This is a genomic window from Bacillus sp. SCT118, assembly GCF_058566435.1.
This window is the reverse complement of record NZ_CP191225.1, coordinates 1,992,932-2,008,066: the sequence shown is the minus strand read 5'-3', so window position 1 is coordinate 2,008,066 and position 15,135 is coordinate 1,992,932. Positions and strand designations below refer to the sequence as shown.

Genomic DNA, 15,135 nt, shown 5'->3' with positions numbered 1-15,135 from the left:
GTGTCTGTTTTTGTGCAATATAAAAAGAACCTGGGCAATTTCCCCAGGTTCTTTCTTAATTTCCATAGCTAGTCGCATTAAAAAAACTTGGTTCGAGCTGATTCGATTACAGCATAATCCTCTTAGGAAATCCTAAAGTTGGGTTCTTTTTGGAACTAACCTGCTTTATTCGTAGGTCCCTATATATAAATTAGACTTTTTGTTCTTAACAGTCCCACCTTTAACTAGTATAAAGTTATGAGGATCTGGTTAACTACCAGATATTTTTATTTTGAATAAGGGTTATGTAAAGGTATCTGTTGTGAGCAAGCGCTGACTACAAAAGATTGATAGCATTCTCATTTAAATACCATTCTATTAACCTATAGGGAAAGTTATAGAACAGATGGAGAATACCCTACCTCCAGCAATTCCAAGGCCGTTCACCTAGTAGAAAACAACCTTTAACCATTACTAACGATTTTAATAATCATTGATTATAAAACTTCTCAAGGAACGATCAGCAGCCCGTTAGCTACCCCTGATTAAAGATGATCTGTTACCACACTGTTACGTTAGAACTTCCACTACTTTGATATCCTTCTGTCGCCATGACTTGGTAAGCCCAATTACTGCCCAGATTCATTCCATGGCTCTTCCATGCGTTAACATGATTGCTGAAAGTGATTGTAGCGTTGCTTCCGGTTGGTCTCTTCGTTTGGCGAACACTCCAGTACTGCGTAAAAGTAGTGCGATCGCCATCAATGGAAGGTGCGTTATAACGTGTAGTTGTATATATGTCATATGTACCCCCATCACTTTTTACAGTACCTTTATACGTTCCAGTAGGTCTATAAGTACCCCATGAATCCACTACATAATATTCTATGAGAGGTGATCTCGTCCAACCATATAAAGTTAAATATCCATTTCCATTCGGTGCCCAAACTCCGGCATTATAGTTTATCGTCCTAAATGGCGAACCTGTAGTCCAACCTTTACCAACAACGAAATTTCCGGTATTAGACCAATTAACACTGTAATTCCCGCCAGACCCATTGACAGCGTTTACTATACCGCCCCCATCAGTCCAATTTTGCCAGTAGTCTGTGCTAGCTGCAGAGGCGGTTGCCGAAAACAAGCTAATACTCATTAAAGCTGCCGATAATCCAACTAAGAAATTCTTTTTAAACTTAAACATATGTTACCTCCTATAATATTTTTTCCGACTTTGAGGTAGCACTCGTATATATTTAAAACATTCTTAATTACTAACGCCAAAGCTTTTGATCGTTCCCTTCAGTATAATAACACGAATTCACGAGTGAATATTAAAAGTATTTGTAATTTAATTACAAATACCTAAAAATCACATAATAAATGGTTTTGTCCTGCCATATCCTGATTCTTTTTTCGCAGGATCACAATTCTTGTTTCTAAATCTGATGGAGCAATATCTGTAATCAATTACCATTCGGTCCATTTCGTACAAAGGAGATATGCATTAGAGATTGTGAAATCATTGTAGCTGACCCAGGTGGTGCTCTTGACTTTGAAGCTGTAATGCAACGTTTCATGTCCAAAAAATCAGTCCATAAGGTAGTTTACTGTGTCTTTGATGTAATTTGATGGGCATTCCAATCGCTAATAAGCCCCTCAGTGAACGCAAAAACATGCTTTTAGATCTCAACCTTGACCATAATAATGTATTTGTTATTGAAGGCCTGCAAGGAAACGAATTAGCTTACTTTAATCTGGCCAAAGAAAAGAAATCAGCTTATGATATTACAGTGGACAATGGTTTTTTGTGAACTGTAAATGGCACTCTTGACCTTCAGGCATCTCAAAAAGTCTCGAGCCTGTTTTTGATTCCAAAATCTTTTTTAAATGCAGGAGACGCAGCTAACACTACACTTCCCTGTCTCTCCGTATTTTCTCCAACAGCAAGATACTATGTTAAAGGAATAAGCCCCATTGCAACAGCCGATACAGAAGCATAAAACACAAAGTATATTCTTAAGTGGAAATTGTGAGTAATCAATCATTGTATGTAACTCCTATGATGTTATTCATGTTGATATATACTGTGTTGTTATGTTGATCTTTAACGTGAAGCTTGTGTTGTTCAAAATTAATGTAATGAACTCTACCGGCGGCATTTTCAAACAAATCCATAGTTTAAAAGTTTGAATTTCAAAAAAATTCAAGTGCTTCAGAAACGAAAACGCCCATCTCTTCAATTTGTTGATCATCTCAATTTTTGATCCATCAATCAAATCTTGTTTAAGCTGTATTAAATGTTCTGGAGCATCATTGATATCCATTGATTGTTCCTCGATCCCTAAACATATTGACTCACTCCTTTATTGATCTAATACTAATAGAACGATCGTTCCCGTTTTAACGCAAATCAGAACAAAGGTTCGATGTATGTTAGATATAAAATATAAAGGTCAATAATGATATACGTAGTATTAATAAAGGAGAGATTCTTATCGACAAGGGAGAGTGAGATGGTGAATGAAGAAGAGGTTAATTGGATTTTTGATTTTAGTTCCTGTTTTGATTATATCGGGTATTACTTTAATCGAATCAAACAAAAAAGCACCTGAAGAAGTTTTAGAAAGTGCTTGGGATGAATTTGGTTTATTTAGTTTTCAAATTGGAATAACAGATCCGGCAATTACAATTGGCATGGATCAAACCAAAAGTGAAGCAAAGCTCCGTGAATATTTAGAACATAATCTGTCAAGAGAAGCAAAGGAAAAATATAAGATCTATATATTTAAAGATGATATTGAAAAGTTGAACAAAGAACATCGAGAGTATCTGAAAGCAAATAACTCTAATAAATAAAATGCCCAGCACTTTTACTAAGCTGGGCTCTATTTCAAATTCAAATTGAATTTTTGTAAGCATTAACTGCTTCGTTTCGCAACAGCATAAATGAAGTAGTTAAACCCGAGAACAAAAAAAGCTCACTTGACCTAAATAATTCTTTAGATTATTGGAAATCAAGATTTAATCCAGCCGGTAATCTTTCGGCGTTAGATTCTCAGGTATTAGATATTATCAAAAAAGCTTACAACTTAGGCATGGTTAACAAAGATAGCACCTTTTCCATTTTTACACATGTTAAATATCGACAATCATTCAAATGATTTAATAAGGCTCTGTTAAATTTTAATGTTGATAATTACGCAAAAATAAAAGGAAACCATAGTAAATAGGGTTTCCTTCAATCTTGTTTATGTAACGCGCCCAATTCTGGAACAGTTAACTTCTTATATAAGACGGCTCTCTAAAGATTCGATTGCCAGCTTTAGTGCAGTTAAGCGACGCTCATTTAATGTTTTTTGAGAACTGCCTTCTTTTGCTTTTGCTATTTGTTTTTCAATAGATGGAATGACATCTTGTAGAACTTCTTTATGAGTCAATATGATTTCTTGCTCATAGCAAAAATCTTCACCATTCCAAGTACCTTTTAGGCTTTCTAAACCAATTTTTACAGCGTTCAGTCTCTTTTTGACAAGAGATGTGTTTGAACCTTTTTCTGTCGTGCTTTTATAAGCATTTGAAAGTTTACTAAAAGTTGATTCCAAGGATTTAATGGACAAATCTTGAATTTCTTGGCTAACAATCTTCATATACAATCCTCACTTTTCATTTTGAAAACAACAAATCAACACTTTTTAACAATCCTACTCAATAGCTGAATTAGGACTACGCCTTGAATTTTGCGAGTCGCAAACTACCATATGTGTCTGTCATTTCAAATGTAAATGATGTTAATAGAAATTCTATTAAATGCTGTTGTCAATATATTGTTTGAATTTATAACGTCAAGGGAATTTAGTATAGTATTTCCTGTACATTAAGTTTGCTCACTCGAGGGAGTCTTGCTCATCCCCTATGAAAGAGGGTGAGGCTATGTCAACATCCAGGCAATAATGCTAATGCTTGTATTCGGGTCATTTATAATTGCCCTGTTGACATATATAAATAAAAAATAGACCTCCCTTGAGCCTAAGAACCTGAAGGGATAGGTCTACCAAGAAATCACATCGAGCAAGCCCTTTACTGGGTAGCTTTTGTACAGAGACGGGGTATTGAGCAATTGCAATATTTTTACTTAATCGTCCCAGTCTTCCTCCTCTTCCCAATCATCTCTCGCTTCCTGAATCTTATTATAAAAAAATTCAATAAAGCTTTCTGCAACAGTATCTTGATAACCAATTACCCTATCCCATTCAACTACTGGGCATTCTCCGTCTTTCATTTTATTCGTATCTAGGCAGTAAGCAAAGTAATCAACATCTTCAATAACCACAAGTCCATCAGTAAGGCCATAGTGTTCTTTATATTCATTAGTTCTATTTACAACTGATGCATGATCAAAGTTGTAGCCTAAAACTAAAACACCGAATAAACCACCAGCACCGTATTTTTCTAAAAACCATTTATAACTGTTGGGGAGATCGCATTGGAGGTTTTCTTCAATGCGACCAATGTTTTCATGACTTGCGCCTTCTGTAAATATAGCATTTTGTTTATTTTCATTAATAAAGTTCTCAACCTTCGAATAAATCATATAGACACCTCAATTCTCATTTTCAAATTGTTTCGCTCTCCACTTCCAATATCTCTTTCTAAAGCTCTCGTATTGTGCTTTTAAAACCTTATCATTTCTAAAACTTTCACCATCAGACTTAAGCTGATGAATGACATCACTATATTTTGTATGTAAGCTGTTCGGGATTTCAAGCATTGGGCCAGGTTCTTCTTGAATCAAGTGATGTAAATTAATCTGTGTACCGTCTTTTGCATAAGGGGCATTCCCGTTTTTCATAAGCTGAAGATTTGTAACACCGAATTCTGTTTTTTGATTAATATCAATATCTTTCATAGTATACACTCTACGGCTTACATCTTTAACTTTCCCCTTCGCCTTTACCTTCCCCTCTATTTCATATGCTTCATACTTTTCTTTATTTAGCCAAGGAGGGCTTATCTTTTGACCAGTAAACGGTTTTCTTGTTCCATCCGGTATTTTCTTCGCATTAGTCAAAAGTTCATTCTTAAGGCTTTGGCTATCAACCACATTGTATGGCACATTATCGGCTAGAGCAAAGTCGTACTTAGGATTATAAGGCAGCAAATCTGGAATTTTGACGTCCTTAATTTTCTTTCCTGCCTGACTTGCTTTGTTTATTACTTTGCCCGCTGCATCTGCCTTGTTAATGGCTCCTGCACCTTTTGTTCCAAAAACAGCTACAGCCACTGAACCAACAGCGTAGGTTACCCACCTTGATCTAGAATAGGCATCCCCATTCACCATATCTTTTTGATATGACTCTTCTATTGCTGCTGAAATAGCGTCATAGGTTTTCACTGGATGAATAACTGCATTCCCCAGTGCTGAGAGTGTTTCTCCCGGATCGGTGATGAAATCCCATATGCCAGTTACAGTGTCTTTTCCTACATCATATAAGCCTACTCCTACACCTTTTACAATATCCCAGGTGACTTCTCCTGCCTCTTCTAGCTGCTTCGCTTGTTCAATTTGCACTGCAAGCTGTACTTGAGCTGGCTCGAGATTCTCGTAGCCTACTTTCTTAGCAATCTCTAAATATTCATCTGGGTCAGATACACCGTCATTAAGCTTCTTTTTCAATTCCTTTATTTCACGTTCTTTAGCTTCTTCTTTCTTCACGCTTAAATAAGATTCAGAATGCTTCTCAATATCGCCTTTTTTCTTATGTATGTCACTTTCTCTATACGCTTTGGCGTTATAGTGAATCGGAGTGGCGTTCTTCCCTTTGCCTGTTGATTCCTGCAGCTTTTTAAAATCTTGCTGGATGAACTGTTCGTTAGGCTCTGTTTCGACGTATTCTGTTTTTAAATCCTCATCAAGCTTGTTTAGCTTATCGATTGTTTTTTCACGTTTGTCATCTGCAGAAGAAAGTTTGTCTTTGAAGTCTTCTGTTGAAAATATTTCAAGGGGAAGAATATCATTGATGTCGTTTAATATGTCTTTCATTGCTTTTTTCTGTTCAGACATAATGGATTTTGATTTTGTATAGGCGTTAGCCAACTCGTGTTCTAAAAAGGATTCTTCTATGTAAGCATCAGACATCTTAGCATCTTCAAGTTTTGCAGACATTCTGCTTAAGAAAGCAATCTTCATGTCAATTAAATCAATCCATTGATCAGTAACACCGACATGATCATGATAAAATGCTTTAATGTTGTCAGCACCCTTGCCTGAAAACTCACTGTCATCTAGGGTAGCTACGTTTTGAAAAGCTTTTCTTAGCTTCACCATTTGCGACCTTAGTTCCTTATACTCTTTGGTTCTTTTATCGGCCTCAAAGAGTAATGAATCAGCCTCAAATACCTTCATATCATTTCTCCTTCCTAGACTACTCTATGTAAATTTTACCACAGTAATCTATTTGAATAACAGAAAAAGACAGCCAAAATGACTGTCTTATACATCACACTATCTTGTTCTATAATAATTTTCTGCGGTATAGTAGCGCCAATCCCAAAAAGGTTCCCCATTGGCCAATATATACCGGTCTAAAAATATTTCAAAGTTTACATTTAATGGATTATATTCTAAACCACTTTCAAATATATAGAGATAGTTGGGATCACCTTGGTTCACTTTATCTTTATCGATCATTAAATGGCATTCTTCCAATAAGTAGCCAATTGGAATACCATTGATATCTTCAAACAAATCCTCATATTTTAACTCCTCTTCAATCTCTTCAAGGCTAAATAGCTGAAGTCCTCCACCTATATTCTCCCCATCAGAAAGAATCTCAAAAATTTTCGCACCGTTATGCAGTGTCATGAACTTCTGATAATCCTCTGGAAGGGTAATCTGATGTTTAGCTTCAAAGCTTTGAATGTCGTTAAGGGTTGCTTTGTCCTGTGAAAATGTAACAAGGAACTCCATGATATCCCCTTCAGAACAAAACAATTGAATGGCTCCTTTTTCATCTAAAAGACTTTTCAAGCCATTTACCGTCTTATGAACAAAGTTAGTCACATACATCACCCCTTTATTTCCTTTTAACAATAACCCTTTCAAATTCCAAAAGATATGAACAGATCGTGATAGGCGCTCTTTTCAGTGAATATAATGCAATAAATTCTAAAAAGAGGTGCCTTCAAAAAGTGAATTCTCTAATGAATGATGACATGGTAAAGATCATTCGAAATGGCCTTAGCGCATCGCAGCATCCAAAGCGCATTCTTGTTATAGGAGCTGGATTGTCCGGGCTTGTATCAGCATCATTGCTGAAAAATGCCGGTCACAGAGTAACGATTCTCGAAGCGAGCGGCAGAGCGGGCGGCCGTGTCTGCACTTTGAGAGCTCCCTTTAGTGATGATTTGTATTTTAACGTTGGCCCGATGCGCATACCGAATAACCATTCGTTAACCTTAGAATATATCAAAAAATTCAAATTGCCAACAAATGTATTTCTCAACAGAACCCCTATGGACATCATTTATGCAAATGGAATCAAAACACGTCTCCAAGTTTTTGAACGAGCTCCTGGAATATTGAGATACCCAGTTGCACCAAATGAACAAGGGAAAACGTCTGAAGAGCTGATGCTTTCTTTACTGCAGCCTATTCTAAATTTTATCAATCAAAATCCAGCGAGAAATTGGCGGATTGTCGAAGAACAATACAAAAATGAGTCGTTAAGTTCTTATTTGAACAGGTATTTTTCCTATGGCGCGATCGATATGATCGGTGTACTTTTGGATATGGAAGCGTATATGGGGATGTCCCTTGTTGAAGTATTGCGGGAATCTATCTTTTTTTCATCGCCCGCTCACTTCTATGAGATAACTGGCGGCATGGATCTGCTGCCTCACGCGTTTCTTCCTCAATTAAAAACAAACATTCTATACCATCAAAAAATGATGAAAATGTCTCAGGGTGAAAATAGTGTTACGATCCATTGTCAGCATCAACAAACGGCAGAATTCACATCATTCACAGCTGATCTCGCTATTGTAACCATTCCTTTTTCAACGTTGCGATTTGTAAAAGTTGAACCATACCATTCTTTCTCTTACTATAAACGAAGGGCAATCCGTGAGTTAAACTATATCAGTGCAACAAAAATCGGCATAGAGTTTAAAAGCCGATTTTGGGAAAAAGCCGGTCAGCGCGGCGGCAAATCTATTACTGATCTTCCGATTCGTTTTTCATATTATCCAAGCAGAAATATTGGAGCAAATGGACATGCTGTCATTCTGGCCAGCTATACATGGGCCGATGAGGCACTGATATGGGACAGTCTTTCAGAAGGAGAGCGAATCCAGTATACTTTACTGAATTTATCTGAAATCTATGGCGATATTGTATGGTCTGAATTTGTGTCTGGCACTTCTTTTAGCTGGAGCCAATACCCGTATTCTGCGGGAGGTTTTACAGCTTTCGAACCAGGACAAGAATTAGAGCTGTATCCCTATATTCCTGTCCCTGAGGGCAGAATTCATTTCGCCGGAGAACACGCCTCACTCACTCATGCGTGGATGCAAGGCGCGATTGAATCTGGAATACGTGTTGCTTATGAGGTCAATCGCTTACCTTAGATCATGCTCACCTTTTGTACTAAAAGATTATTACATTTCATATAATAAGATCTTGATTAGACGGACAAATTCATCACATTAACAAAGTAACCCTTGCATTCCTTCGCCCTCCATGCTATATTCATATAGCGATGAGCTGAATTGTGTAAGCCGATGTACATGCCTTTACGGCACACACGAATGTGGCGTGTGGTGCATCGCCTCAATACGCAAAGACGTTTGCCTTAGGCAAACGTCTTTTTTGCGTTATCCGATTTTTGTGCCGTTTGGGACAGGCTGATCCGGCTGCAAAAGGACGACATCGCCTTGGCCGGGTATGCCACCGAGGACCAAGACTTCCGATTTAAATCCGGCGATCCGGCGGGGCGGAAAGTTCACGACTGCTATGACTTGCTTGTTGACGAGACCTTCCGGCTGGTAACGCTTCGTGATCTGCGCGCTCGATTGTTTTATGCCGATTTCAGTCCCAAAATCTATCACAAGCTTGATTGCCGGTACTCTTGCTTCAGGAAATTCTTCCGCTTTTACAATTGTTCCCGTTCTGATATCCAATTTTTCAAAGTCTTCAATAACTGCCATATCAATAACTCCTTTTTCTCCTATTGTAAAGGAGATATACAATTTTCTTTTAACTAAAGAGCCATCATTTTTTATCCGAATATAAGGTGTTTCGATACAGGCGGGGTGGCATTCCTGTGCTTTTCGTGAACCATCTTGTAAAAGAAGAAAGGTTTTGAAAGCCCAGCGCCTCGCTCACGACGGTAAGGGATTCATTTCTCTCCATCAGCATTCGTTTTGCTTCCTCAAGGCGAAGGTCGGCAATATAGTGCTGCGGGGACTTCCCTGTCTGTTTTTTGAACCAGCTTGAATAGTAAGCTGGGTGATAATGCTCGATTTCTGCCAGCTTCTTAATCGTCAGCCGCTCAAATAAATGGCTGTGAATGTATGCAATTGAGGCATAGCTATGGGATTGAAGCTTTTCTTTTATGTATTGTACTAGCATATGAAGCGAGTTGGCTGTTCTGGCCTTTGCTTCCTCTGTCAGCAAGTACCTGATCGAAGACCAGAAAGGATCGAGTGCAGCTTCAATTCCCGATCCTGCACGATACTCATCAATTTTCATTGCATGAAGCGGAACATCCAGTACAAGACATTCATTTCTTCCGATAGAACGGAAGCGATGCTCGCACTGCGGCGGAATATATAAAAAATGATCCGGATTTAATTTCACCTGGCGCCCCTCAGTCTCAAGATCTATACTCCCTTCAAGCGGAAAAAGAAATTGGCTGTATGCGTGGTTATGTGAATGATAAAGGCGTGTGTATGTCCGTTTTTCGCAAATAATCTCTTGAAGCGAACTCATCAGCAACCCCCTTCCTCTGATTATCTTTTGATCTGGTAATGATGTTCAGATATAGGTAAAAATCCCTTTTAGGCATATCCCCGCAGAAGTCCATACGCTATTTGCCCTTTTGGTTACGCCAAACTTCGCTCTGAGAAGCCATTGCCCTATGCTTTTTTGAAAATAAGCCGGCCATGAAGCTGCCGCTAACCGTTCAATCTTGTGAATGTCATCCATTGCATAATGCCTCTCCCCTATGTATACTCCCTTGATATTATACAATATTCAGAAATATAAGACATCCATTCATTTGTTTACATAATATTTTTATTGTTTATTTAATAATCCTGACAAAAATGTCCTAATTGAAAATGACAGGCTTTCTAAAATGTCCTCCTCACGTTCAAATGCTTCTTTTGCGATTAAAGCAGTAAAGCCATGCAGCAGGCTTCTGAGCCCCCTTGTCGCATGAATGGCAGTCTTTTCACTTGCATAGCCGTTTTCAATGAGCAGCTTCGTCACAAGACGGACAATTTGTTCTGCGGCGATTTCCGCCCTTTCGTCCTGAACCTTAAGCAAAGACGCCTCATAATAGCCGGGATTTTCAACTGCAAAATCAACATATGCATGAGCTAAAGAAAACATAGCGGCATCTCCCTTTTGTTCAGCTACGGAGGCTGCCATTTGTTCATAAAGCTTTGTCAGCCCGCTGACAGCAAGCTCTGTTCTGATCGCTTGCAGCCCGTTGATATGATTATACAGCGACGGAGAGCGCACATTCATTTTTTTAGACAGAGCGGCAAGGGTGACACTATTCAATCCTTCCTGATCGGCAATCTCTGCTGCGGCGTCTACAATCATTTTTTGGCTCAATCCTATTCTCGGTGACATGCTCATCATCCTTTCTTTGCTTTTTGGATTGCTTGTAACATCCGCTCTGCGGGTGATCTCAGGAAATTTCCATGTCCGACAGCAAGACAGGAAGGCGCCTTATCGGCGAGCAATTGTGCGCTTTTGATGGCCTCCTCCTTATTCCATGTAGCGAAGGCGGGAAAAGGAAACGCCCATTTTATCTGACCTGATACAGCGATTCCTCCGCGCAACTGGAGCGCATCCCCTGCTATTAAAGTGCCGTTTCTAGTATCAATAAATGACATGCTGCCTGGTGTATGTCCCGGTGTAGGGATGGCAAGCAGAGAACCAATTGTTTCACCGCCCGTCAGCAGTTGGTGAGGCTTTGTTTGTATGTGTTTCGGAATACCTCCTTTTATAGGCGTCTGCGGCTCATCTTGCCGCAAGGATGTGTCACCTTGAAGCAAGAATGAATCCCGTTCCGAGATCATGACCTTTGCATGCGGAAATGTTTGTGCCAATGTATCCAATGATCCAACATGGTCCCCATGTGCATGAGTCAGTAAAATATGCTGAAGCGGTTTTCCAAGCTGATTCACGGCTTGAATGATTCCTTTATAGCTGCCTGGAAGCGCAGCATCAATAAGGATGACTTCGTTTTCTTCCTCTACTAAATAGCAATTGACTGGAAACAATGCTGGAAAAAAAGTCAGCTGCCAAACCGTTTGGTTCTGAGTAATCCTCATCTTTTTATTCCTCCTAACAAAAACTAATGGTGTTAGTTTTATTATTAACTAACACCATTAGTTTTTCAAGAGTTTATTATTTTTTAATCGCTACATAAATGTTAACTTGTGCCCGCTGTGGCACTGCGGCACTTTGATCATACATCTCAAAGTCACCTGTAAACGTGCGCAGATGCCGCTTATCCCAAGTCCAAATTTCCTTCCATGTTTCAAGCACAATCTCTTCAATAGGGCCGATTCTGGAAGTGAAAACGGCGTAAGCGGAAGCCGGCAAATCAATGTTTTCATATGGTCCCGGAAGAATGTCGTCGTATTCCTGAAATGTTCCGACTGAAAACGTATATAACCCATTCGTCTCTTGTTCATAATTCGAATATAAGGCAATAATGCTCTTGTCTTTTTCAGACTGTGATAAAAGAGCGCTCATATCCTGCTTCCAGAATTGGTCCCACAGGGCCGGAATCCGCCTTTCTTCTGTCATTTCCAGTGCGTTGCTTGTCCGTTGTGACAGTCCGGCAAATCGTTTCCTGTCTAAGTGTGTCATATGTGAAAAGCCCATACGATCCCCTCCTTTTTACTAAGATTATAGACAAAGAAACCTGACAGCAGTGTGTCAGGTTTCATATATTTTTTGCATGTGATGAATGGTTTCTTTTACTTTCTCCCGTATATGAAGAGGCTGCAGAACCTCAATATCCTTTCCGAACTGCAGTAAAAAACCGATCAGCCATTGATCTTCTGGAAGCGAAATCACTGCCCGGCAAATTTCATCTTCATCACAGTGAAGGACATTATATCCGAACCATTCACCTATGCGCTGACGTGCTGCCGGCTGAACAAGAATAACCAATTCAGTTAAACGGTCCTTTTGGTACCAACTCTTATCCCATGGCAAAGTGTCCAGCTGAATGTCTTTTCTGATAAAGGTCTGATGTAAGATGGCCAGATCTTTCATCCGGTTTAGTTTAAAAAAACGAAAATCATTTCTTACCAGGCAGTAGGCATATAAATACCAGCGCCCCGCCTTGCAAACCAATGTATAAGGTTCAGTTTCCCGAAGTAGTGTTTCCCCGTTTGCGCTTGTATATGTAAAAGATATCGTTGACAATCGATCGATGGCGGCGCTGATTTTCTCACGAAGCGCCTTTTGATCCTCGGTATGGCCCCATGCCGTCATGTCAATAAACCATTTTTCTGTTTGGTGCTTAAATGCTTGAGCAGAGTGCTCCGGTATAAGATGTTTGATTTTTTGATAGGCTGTGCTGTGAGAAACGGGTTCATACATAGATGAAACGCTCTGCAAAGCGGAAGCAATTGCAAACAATTCCTCTTCCTTCAGCCATTCTCTTTCAAGCCGGTACGTTTCCATGATGCCAATACCGCCCCCGGAACCCTGTGAGGTCACAATCGGAATACCAGCCCTATTGATCGTCTCAATATCACGGTAAATTGTTCTGACAGATACTTCAAACAGCTCAGCAAGCTCTGCAGCCTGCACTTGTTTTTTGCTGATCAATAACACAACCATCGCTAACAAACGTTCCAGTTTCATTCTGCGCACCTTTTCTTCTTGTATTTTCCAACAAAACCATCATAACATTTTGATAAAGCTTGGGCATATCTATTATGCGGCGGAATACACCTCGCATATGCTATGAAAACAGGGGTTTCCCCTTCTTTTTTGTCGTTCAGTATTTTATTTCAGCTACTATTTCCAACCGGATAAGCATACACTTCTCAACGGAGGGGATTTCACATCATGCATCTTACACTTCAGAGCGTTTATCCTGCCATGATCATCATCTTTTTTCTGTATAAAAAAATTAAAAGGTCCATCGGATACCAGCCGCTGAAGCCCCGCTGGCTGTTCACCCGCGTCATTCTTTTCTCGCTGTTTGCTTTTGGCCTTTCAATCTTCAGCGCCATTCACCCTTTTTTATATGGATATCTCATTTTGGGCATTCTTGGCGGATGGCTCCTTGTCTTTTTCGCTAAGAAAAACATCTCCTTTGAAAAACGCAGAGGAAAGATCTATTTTCGGACTCATATTTGGGTAGAAATGATTCTCTTAACCTTATTCCTGTCAAGATTTCTATATCGAGTGACAGAGCTTTATCTTACCTCGCCTGATCTATACCGCCTTGGATCATACAGTCAGTCAATCGGAACGGACCCTCTGACAATTGGCGTCTGTTTTCTGATAGCCGTTTATTATATCGGTTTTTCTTCTTTTGTCATCAAGCTCAGCAGAAACGAACTCGAACAGCACGAACACAATAAAGAAAAAGACATCCTTGCCCGCTAACAGCGAGTTAAGCAAGGATGTCTTTTTCAATCATGCTGTGTATGATGGATCATTTGCTGAAGAACATCTAAAACATGTTCATCCTCCGGAGAGTAATAAATCGATGTTCCTTCTCTGCGCGATTTGACAAGCCGGAGATTTTTTAAAAATCTAAGCTGGTGGGACACGGTGGATTGCAGTAAATTCAGCTTTTCTGCAATTCCGTTTACAGCATGCTCACCCTGGGACAATAAATGGAGAATCCTGATTCGGGTTGGATCAGAAAGCGCTTTGAATGTTTGCGCGACTAGAAACAGCGTCTCCTCGTCCAGATCAGCAGCCGATTGTTCCGTTTCTCTAAATTCAGTCATATGTATCACCTTTCTTTATTCATAGTTTTATCTTATAACAAATGCGCTTGAGTGCAAACCAGCCTGCTTGTATTCCATTTCAATCTCATAGTTTAAATTTATGTTTCAAATCAGGTTTTTACTTGGTCTGATATACCGTCTTATGTCATAATAAAAAAGGTCATACTGCTCCAAACATTGAGGGTGAAACACAGTGAAGAAAAAGAGAAAAGGCTGTTTCGCTGCTGCGGGTTTTATGATGATTTTTGTCTTTGTCATCGCCTCTTTTTTATTGGTCCTGCTTTTTTTCAACCGGGATTTAATCAAAAAACTTCCGATCGATACGAAAACCATTGTTTTGGAACGTTTAACCGATTACAAACCCTTGGTGGAAGAAGAGCTTGAAAGCCAAGGACTCTCTAATTATACATCACTCATATTAGGCATGATGTATCAGGAGTCAAAAGGAAAAGGCAATGATCCCATGCAGTCCTCTGAATCTCTGGGGTTAAAACGCAATGAGATAACAGACCCTCAACTCAGTGTTAAACAAGGCATCAAGCAATTTACCCTCATGTACAAGACCGGTAAGGAAAAAGGCGTGGATTTGGATACCATTATTCAAAGCTACAACATGGGGGCAGGTTACATTGATTTTGTAGCTGAACATGGAGGAACGCATACTGAGGAATTGGCAAAACAATACTCCGAGCAGCAAGTCAAAAAAAATCCTGATCTGTATACTTGCGGGGGAAATGCGAAAAATTTCCGCTATCCGTATTGCTACGGTGATTATACGTATGCAGAAAAAGTAAAAGAAAAAACAAAAACTGTTGAAGAATCTTTGCAGGTTGCAACACTTGAAACCATGGAATCCAAGGCTCATGAATAAGAGTCTATCAATTTACTGACAAAAGCCCAAAAATGAATTTGGGCTTTTGCCATGTTTACATGTAA

At 39.4% G+C, this 15,135-nt stretch carries 15 protein-coding genes and 7 pseudogenes; 7 read left to right on the top strand and 15 right to left on the bottom strand.

The window, feature by feature from the left end:
• Positions 1-538: 538 nt before the first annotated feature.
• Complete coding sequence (gene xynA, locus ACQVGT_RS10580; RefSeq protein WP_015251938.1) at positions 539-1,180, bottom strand: endo-1,4-beta-xylanase XynA; 642 nt, start codon at positions 1,178-1,180, stop codon at positions 539-541.
• A gap of 302 nt (positions 1,181-1,482) precedes the next feature.
• Between xynA and ACQVGT_RS10575 the strand changes: the two are divergent.
• Positions 1,483-1,748, top strand: a pseudogene (locus tag ACQVGT_RS10575) (ATP-dependent DNA ligase); the annotation flags it as partial.
• Between the two features lie 46 nt (positions 1,749-1,794).
• On the opposite strand, the pseudogene ACQVGT_RS10570 reads toward ACQVGT_RS10575, so the two are convergent.
• Positions 1,795-2,024 (bottom strand): annotated as a pseudogene (locus ACQVGT_RS10570) (UV damage repair protein UvrX); the annotation flags it as partial.
• Positions 2,017-2,328, bottom strand: a pseudogene (locus ACQVGT_RS10565) (YolD-like family protein). The pseudogenes ACQVGT_RS10565 and ACQVGT_RS10570, both read right to left, overlap by 8 nt.
• A gap of 171 nt (positions 2,329-2,499) precedes the next feature.
• On the opposite strand from ACQVGT_RS10565, the gene ACQVGT_RS10560 reads away from it, so the two are divergent.
• A complete protein-coding gene (locus tag ACQVGT_RS10560; protein WP_015383839.1) occupies positions 2,500-2,835 on the top strand; it encodes a YolC/YozM family protein in 336 nt (111 codons plus the stop codon).
• Positions 2,836-2,924: 89 nt separating this feature from the next.
• A pseudogene (locus ACQVGT_RS10555) lies at positions 2,925-3,140 on the top strand (hypothetical protein); the annotation flags it as partial.
• A gap of 123 nt (positions 3,141-3,263) precedes the next feature.
• Here the strand turns inward: ACQVGT_RS10555 and ACQVGT_RS10550 are convergent.
• Positions 3,264-3,626, bottom strand: a complete 363-nt coding sequence (locus ACQVGT_RS10550) for a hypothetical protein (RefSeq protein ID WP_015483323.1) — start codon at positions 3,624-3,626, stop codon at positions 3,264-3,266.
• A 303-nt stretch (positions 3,627-3,929) separates the two neighbouring features.
• On the opposite strand from ACQVGT_RS10550, the pseudogene ACQVGT_RS10545 reads away from it, so the two are divergent.
• Positions 3,930-4,003 (top strand): annotated as a pseudogene (locus ACQVGT_RS10545) (putative holin-like toxin).
• A gap of 108 nt (positions 4,004-4,111) precedes the next feature.
• Here the strand turns inward: ACQVGT_RS10545 and yobK are convergent.
• From yobK to ACQVGT_RS10530, 3 genes are all read right to left on the bottom strand, one after another.
• Positions 4,112-4,570 (bottom strand): type VII secretion system immunity protein YobK, encoded by a 459-nt coding sequence (gene yobK, locus ACQVGT_RS10540; protein WP_015383841.1) that lies wholly within the window; start codon positions 4,568-4,570, stop codon positions 4,112-4,114.
• Between the two features lie 9 nt (positions 4,571-4,579).
• Entirely contained in the window at positions 4,580-6,382 is a 1,803-nt protein-coding gene (gene yobL, locus ACQVGT_RS10535) for an LXG family T7SS effector ribonuclease toxin YobL (RefSeq protein ID WP_041517894.1), read from the bottom strand.
• A gap of 99 nt (positions 6,383-6,481) precedes the next feature.
• Complete coding sequence (locus tag ACQVGT_RS10530) at positions 6,482-7,039, bottom strand: SMI1/KNR4 family protein (RefSeq protein WP_032726556.1); 558 nt, start codon at positions 7,037-7,039, stop codon at positions 6,482-6,484.
• A 128-nt stretch (positions 7,040-7,167) separates the two neighbouring features.
• On the opposite strand from ACQVGT_RS10530, the gene ACQVGT_RS10525 reads away from it, so the two are divergent.
• Positions 7,168-8,604 carry a flavin monoamine oxidase family protein gene (locus ACQVGT_RS10525; protein ID WP_144052041.1) on the top strand — a complete coding sequence of 479 codons (1,437 nt, stop codon included), beginning with the start codon at positions 7,168-7,170 and terminating at the stop codon, positions 8,602-8,604.
• 246 nt (positions 8,605-8,850) lie between these two features.
• Here ACQVGT_RS10525 and csaA read toward each other — a convergent pair whose 3' ends face one another.
• The 7 genes and pseudogenes from csaA to ACQVGT_RS10490 all read right to left on the bottom strand — a co-directional run bounded on the left by csaA (position 8,851) and on the right by ACQVGT_RS10490 (position 13,096).
• Positions 8,851-9,183 carry a chaperone CsaA gene (csaA, locus tag ACQVGT_RS10520; protein WP_014477051.1) on the bottom strand — a complete coding sequence of 111 codons (333 nt, stop codon included), beginning with the start codon at positions 9,181-9,183 and terminating at the stop codon, positions 8,851-8,853.
• Positions 9,184-9,247: 64 nt separating this feature from the next.
• Positions 9,248-9,973: an AraC family transcriptional regulator gene (locus tag ACQVGT_RS10515; RefSeq protein ID WP_015383846.1), complete on the bottom strand. Its 726-nt coding sequence runs from the start codon at positions 9,971-9,973 to the stop codon at positions 9,248-9,250.
• 22 nt (positions 9,974-9,995) lie between these two features.
• Positions 9,996-10,183 (bottom strand): annotated as a pseudogene (locus tag ACQVGT_RS10510) (GNAT family N-acetyltransferase, cg3035/Rv0428c family); the annotation flags it as partial.
• A gap of 77 nt (positions 10,184-10,260) precedes the next feature.
• Positions 10,261-10,837: pseudogene (locus ACQVGT_RS10505) on the bottom strand (TetR/AcrR family transcriptional regulator).
• A gap of 5 nt (positions 10,838-10,842) precedes the next feature.
• Complete coding sequence (locus ACQVGT_RS10500) at positions 10,843-11,544, bottom strand: MBL fold metallo-hydrolase (RefSeq protein WP_015383849.1); 702 nt, start codon at positions 11,542-11,544, stop codon at positions 10,843-10,845.
• Positions 11,545-11,620: 76 nt separating this feature from the next.
• Positions 11,621-12,103 (bottom strand): GyrI-like domain-containing protein, encoded by a 483-nt coding sequence (locus ACQVGT_RS10495; protein ID WP_015383850.1) that lies wholly within the window; start codon positions 12,101-12,103, stop codon positions 11,621-11,623.
• 54 nt (positions 12,104-12,157) lie between these two features.
• Positions 12,158-13,096: a helix-turn-helix transcriptional regulator gene (locus ACQVGT_RS10490; RefSeq protein WP_015383851.1), complete on the bottom strand. Its 939-nt coding sequence runs from the start codon at positions 13,094-13,096 to the stop codon at positions 12,158-12,160.
• Between the two features lie 207 nt (positions 13,097-13,303).
• On the opposite strand from ACQVGT_RS10490, the gene csk22 reads away from it, so the two are divergent.
• A complete protein-coding gene (csk22, locus tag ACQVGT_RS10485; protein ID WP_015483329.1) occupies positions 13,304-13,849 on the top strand; it encodes a mother cell-specific sporulation protein Csk22 in 546 nt (181 codons plus the stop codon).
• 26 nt (positions 13,850-13,875) lie between these two features.
• Here the strand turns inward: csk22 and czrA are convergent, their stop codons facing one another.
• Positions 13,876-14,199 carry a Zn(II)-responsive metalloregulatory transcriptional repressor CzrA gene (czrA, locus tag ACQVGT_RS10480; protein WP_003231284.1) on the bottom strand — a complete coding sequence of 108 codons (324 nt, stop codon included), beginning with the start codon at positions 14,197-14,199 and terminating at the stop codon, positions 13,876-13,878.
• A 193-nt stretch (positions 14,200-14,392) separates the two neighbouring features.
• Here czrA and ACQVGT_RS10475 point away from each other — a divergent pair, with 193 nt between their 5' ends.
• Positions 14,393-15,070 (top strand): lysozyme family protein, encoded by a 678-nt coding sequence (locus ACQVGT_RS10475; protein ID WP_003231283.1) that lies wholly within the window; start codon positions 14,393-14,395, stop codon positions 15,068-15,070.
• Positions 15,071-15,135: the final 65 nt, after the last annotated feature.

Excerpts from the sequence above, each read along its gene's own strand:
- xynA (WP_015251938.1), bottom strand. The coding sequence starts at position 1,180 with ATGTTTAAGTTTAAAAAGAATTTCTTAGTTGGATTATCGGCAGCTTTA.
- ACQVGT_RS10560 (WP_015383839.1), top strand. The coding sequence starts at position 2,500 with ATGAAGAAGAGGTTAATTGGATTTTTGATTTTAGTTCCTGTTTTGATT.
- ACQVGT_RS10550 (WP_015483323.1), bottom strand. The coding sequence starts at position 3,626 with ATGAAGATTGTTAGCCAAGAAATTCAAGATTTGTCCATTAAATCCTTG.
- yobK (WP_015383841.1), bottom strand. The coding sequence starts at position 4,570 with ATGATTTATTCGAAGGTTGAGAACTTTATTAATGAAAATAAACAAAAT.
- yobL (WP_041517894.1), bottom strand. The coding sequence starts at position 6,382 with ATGAAGGTATTTGAGGCTGATTCATTACTCTTTGAGGCCGATAAAAGA.
- csaA (WP_014477051.1), bottom strand. The coding sequence starts at position 9,183 with ATGGCAGTTATTGAAGACTTTGAAAAATTGGATATCAGAACGGGAACA.
- ACQVGT_RS10500 (WP_015383849.1), bottom strand. The coding sequence starts at position 11,544 with ATGAGGATTACTCAGAACCAAACGGTTTGGCAGCTGACTTTTTTTCCA.
- ACQVGT_RS10495 (WP_015383850.1), bottom strand. The coding sequence starts at position 12,103 with ATGGGCTTTTCACATATGACACACTTAGACAGGAAACGATTTGCCGGA.
- ACQVGT_RS10490 (WP_015383851.1), bottom strand. The coding sequence starts at position 13,096 with ATGAAACTGGAACGTTTGTTAGCGATGGTTGTGTTATTGATCAGCAAA.
- csk22 (WP_015483329.1), top strand. The coding sequence starts at position 13,304 with ATGCATCTTACACTTCAGAGCGTTTATCCTGCCATGATCATCATCTTT.
- czrA (WP_003231284.1), bottom strand. The coding sequence starts at position 14,199 with ATGACTGAATTTAGAGAAACGGAACAATCGGCTGCTGATCTGGACGAG.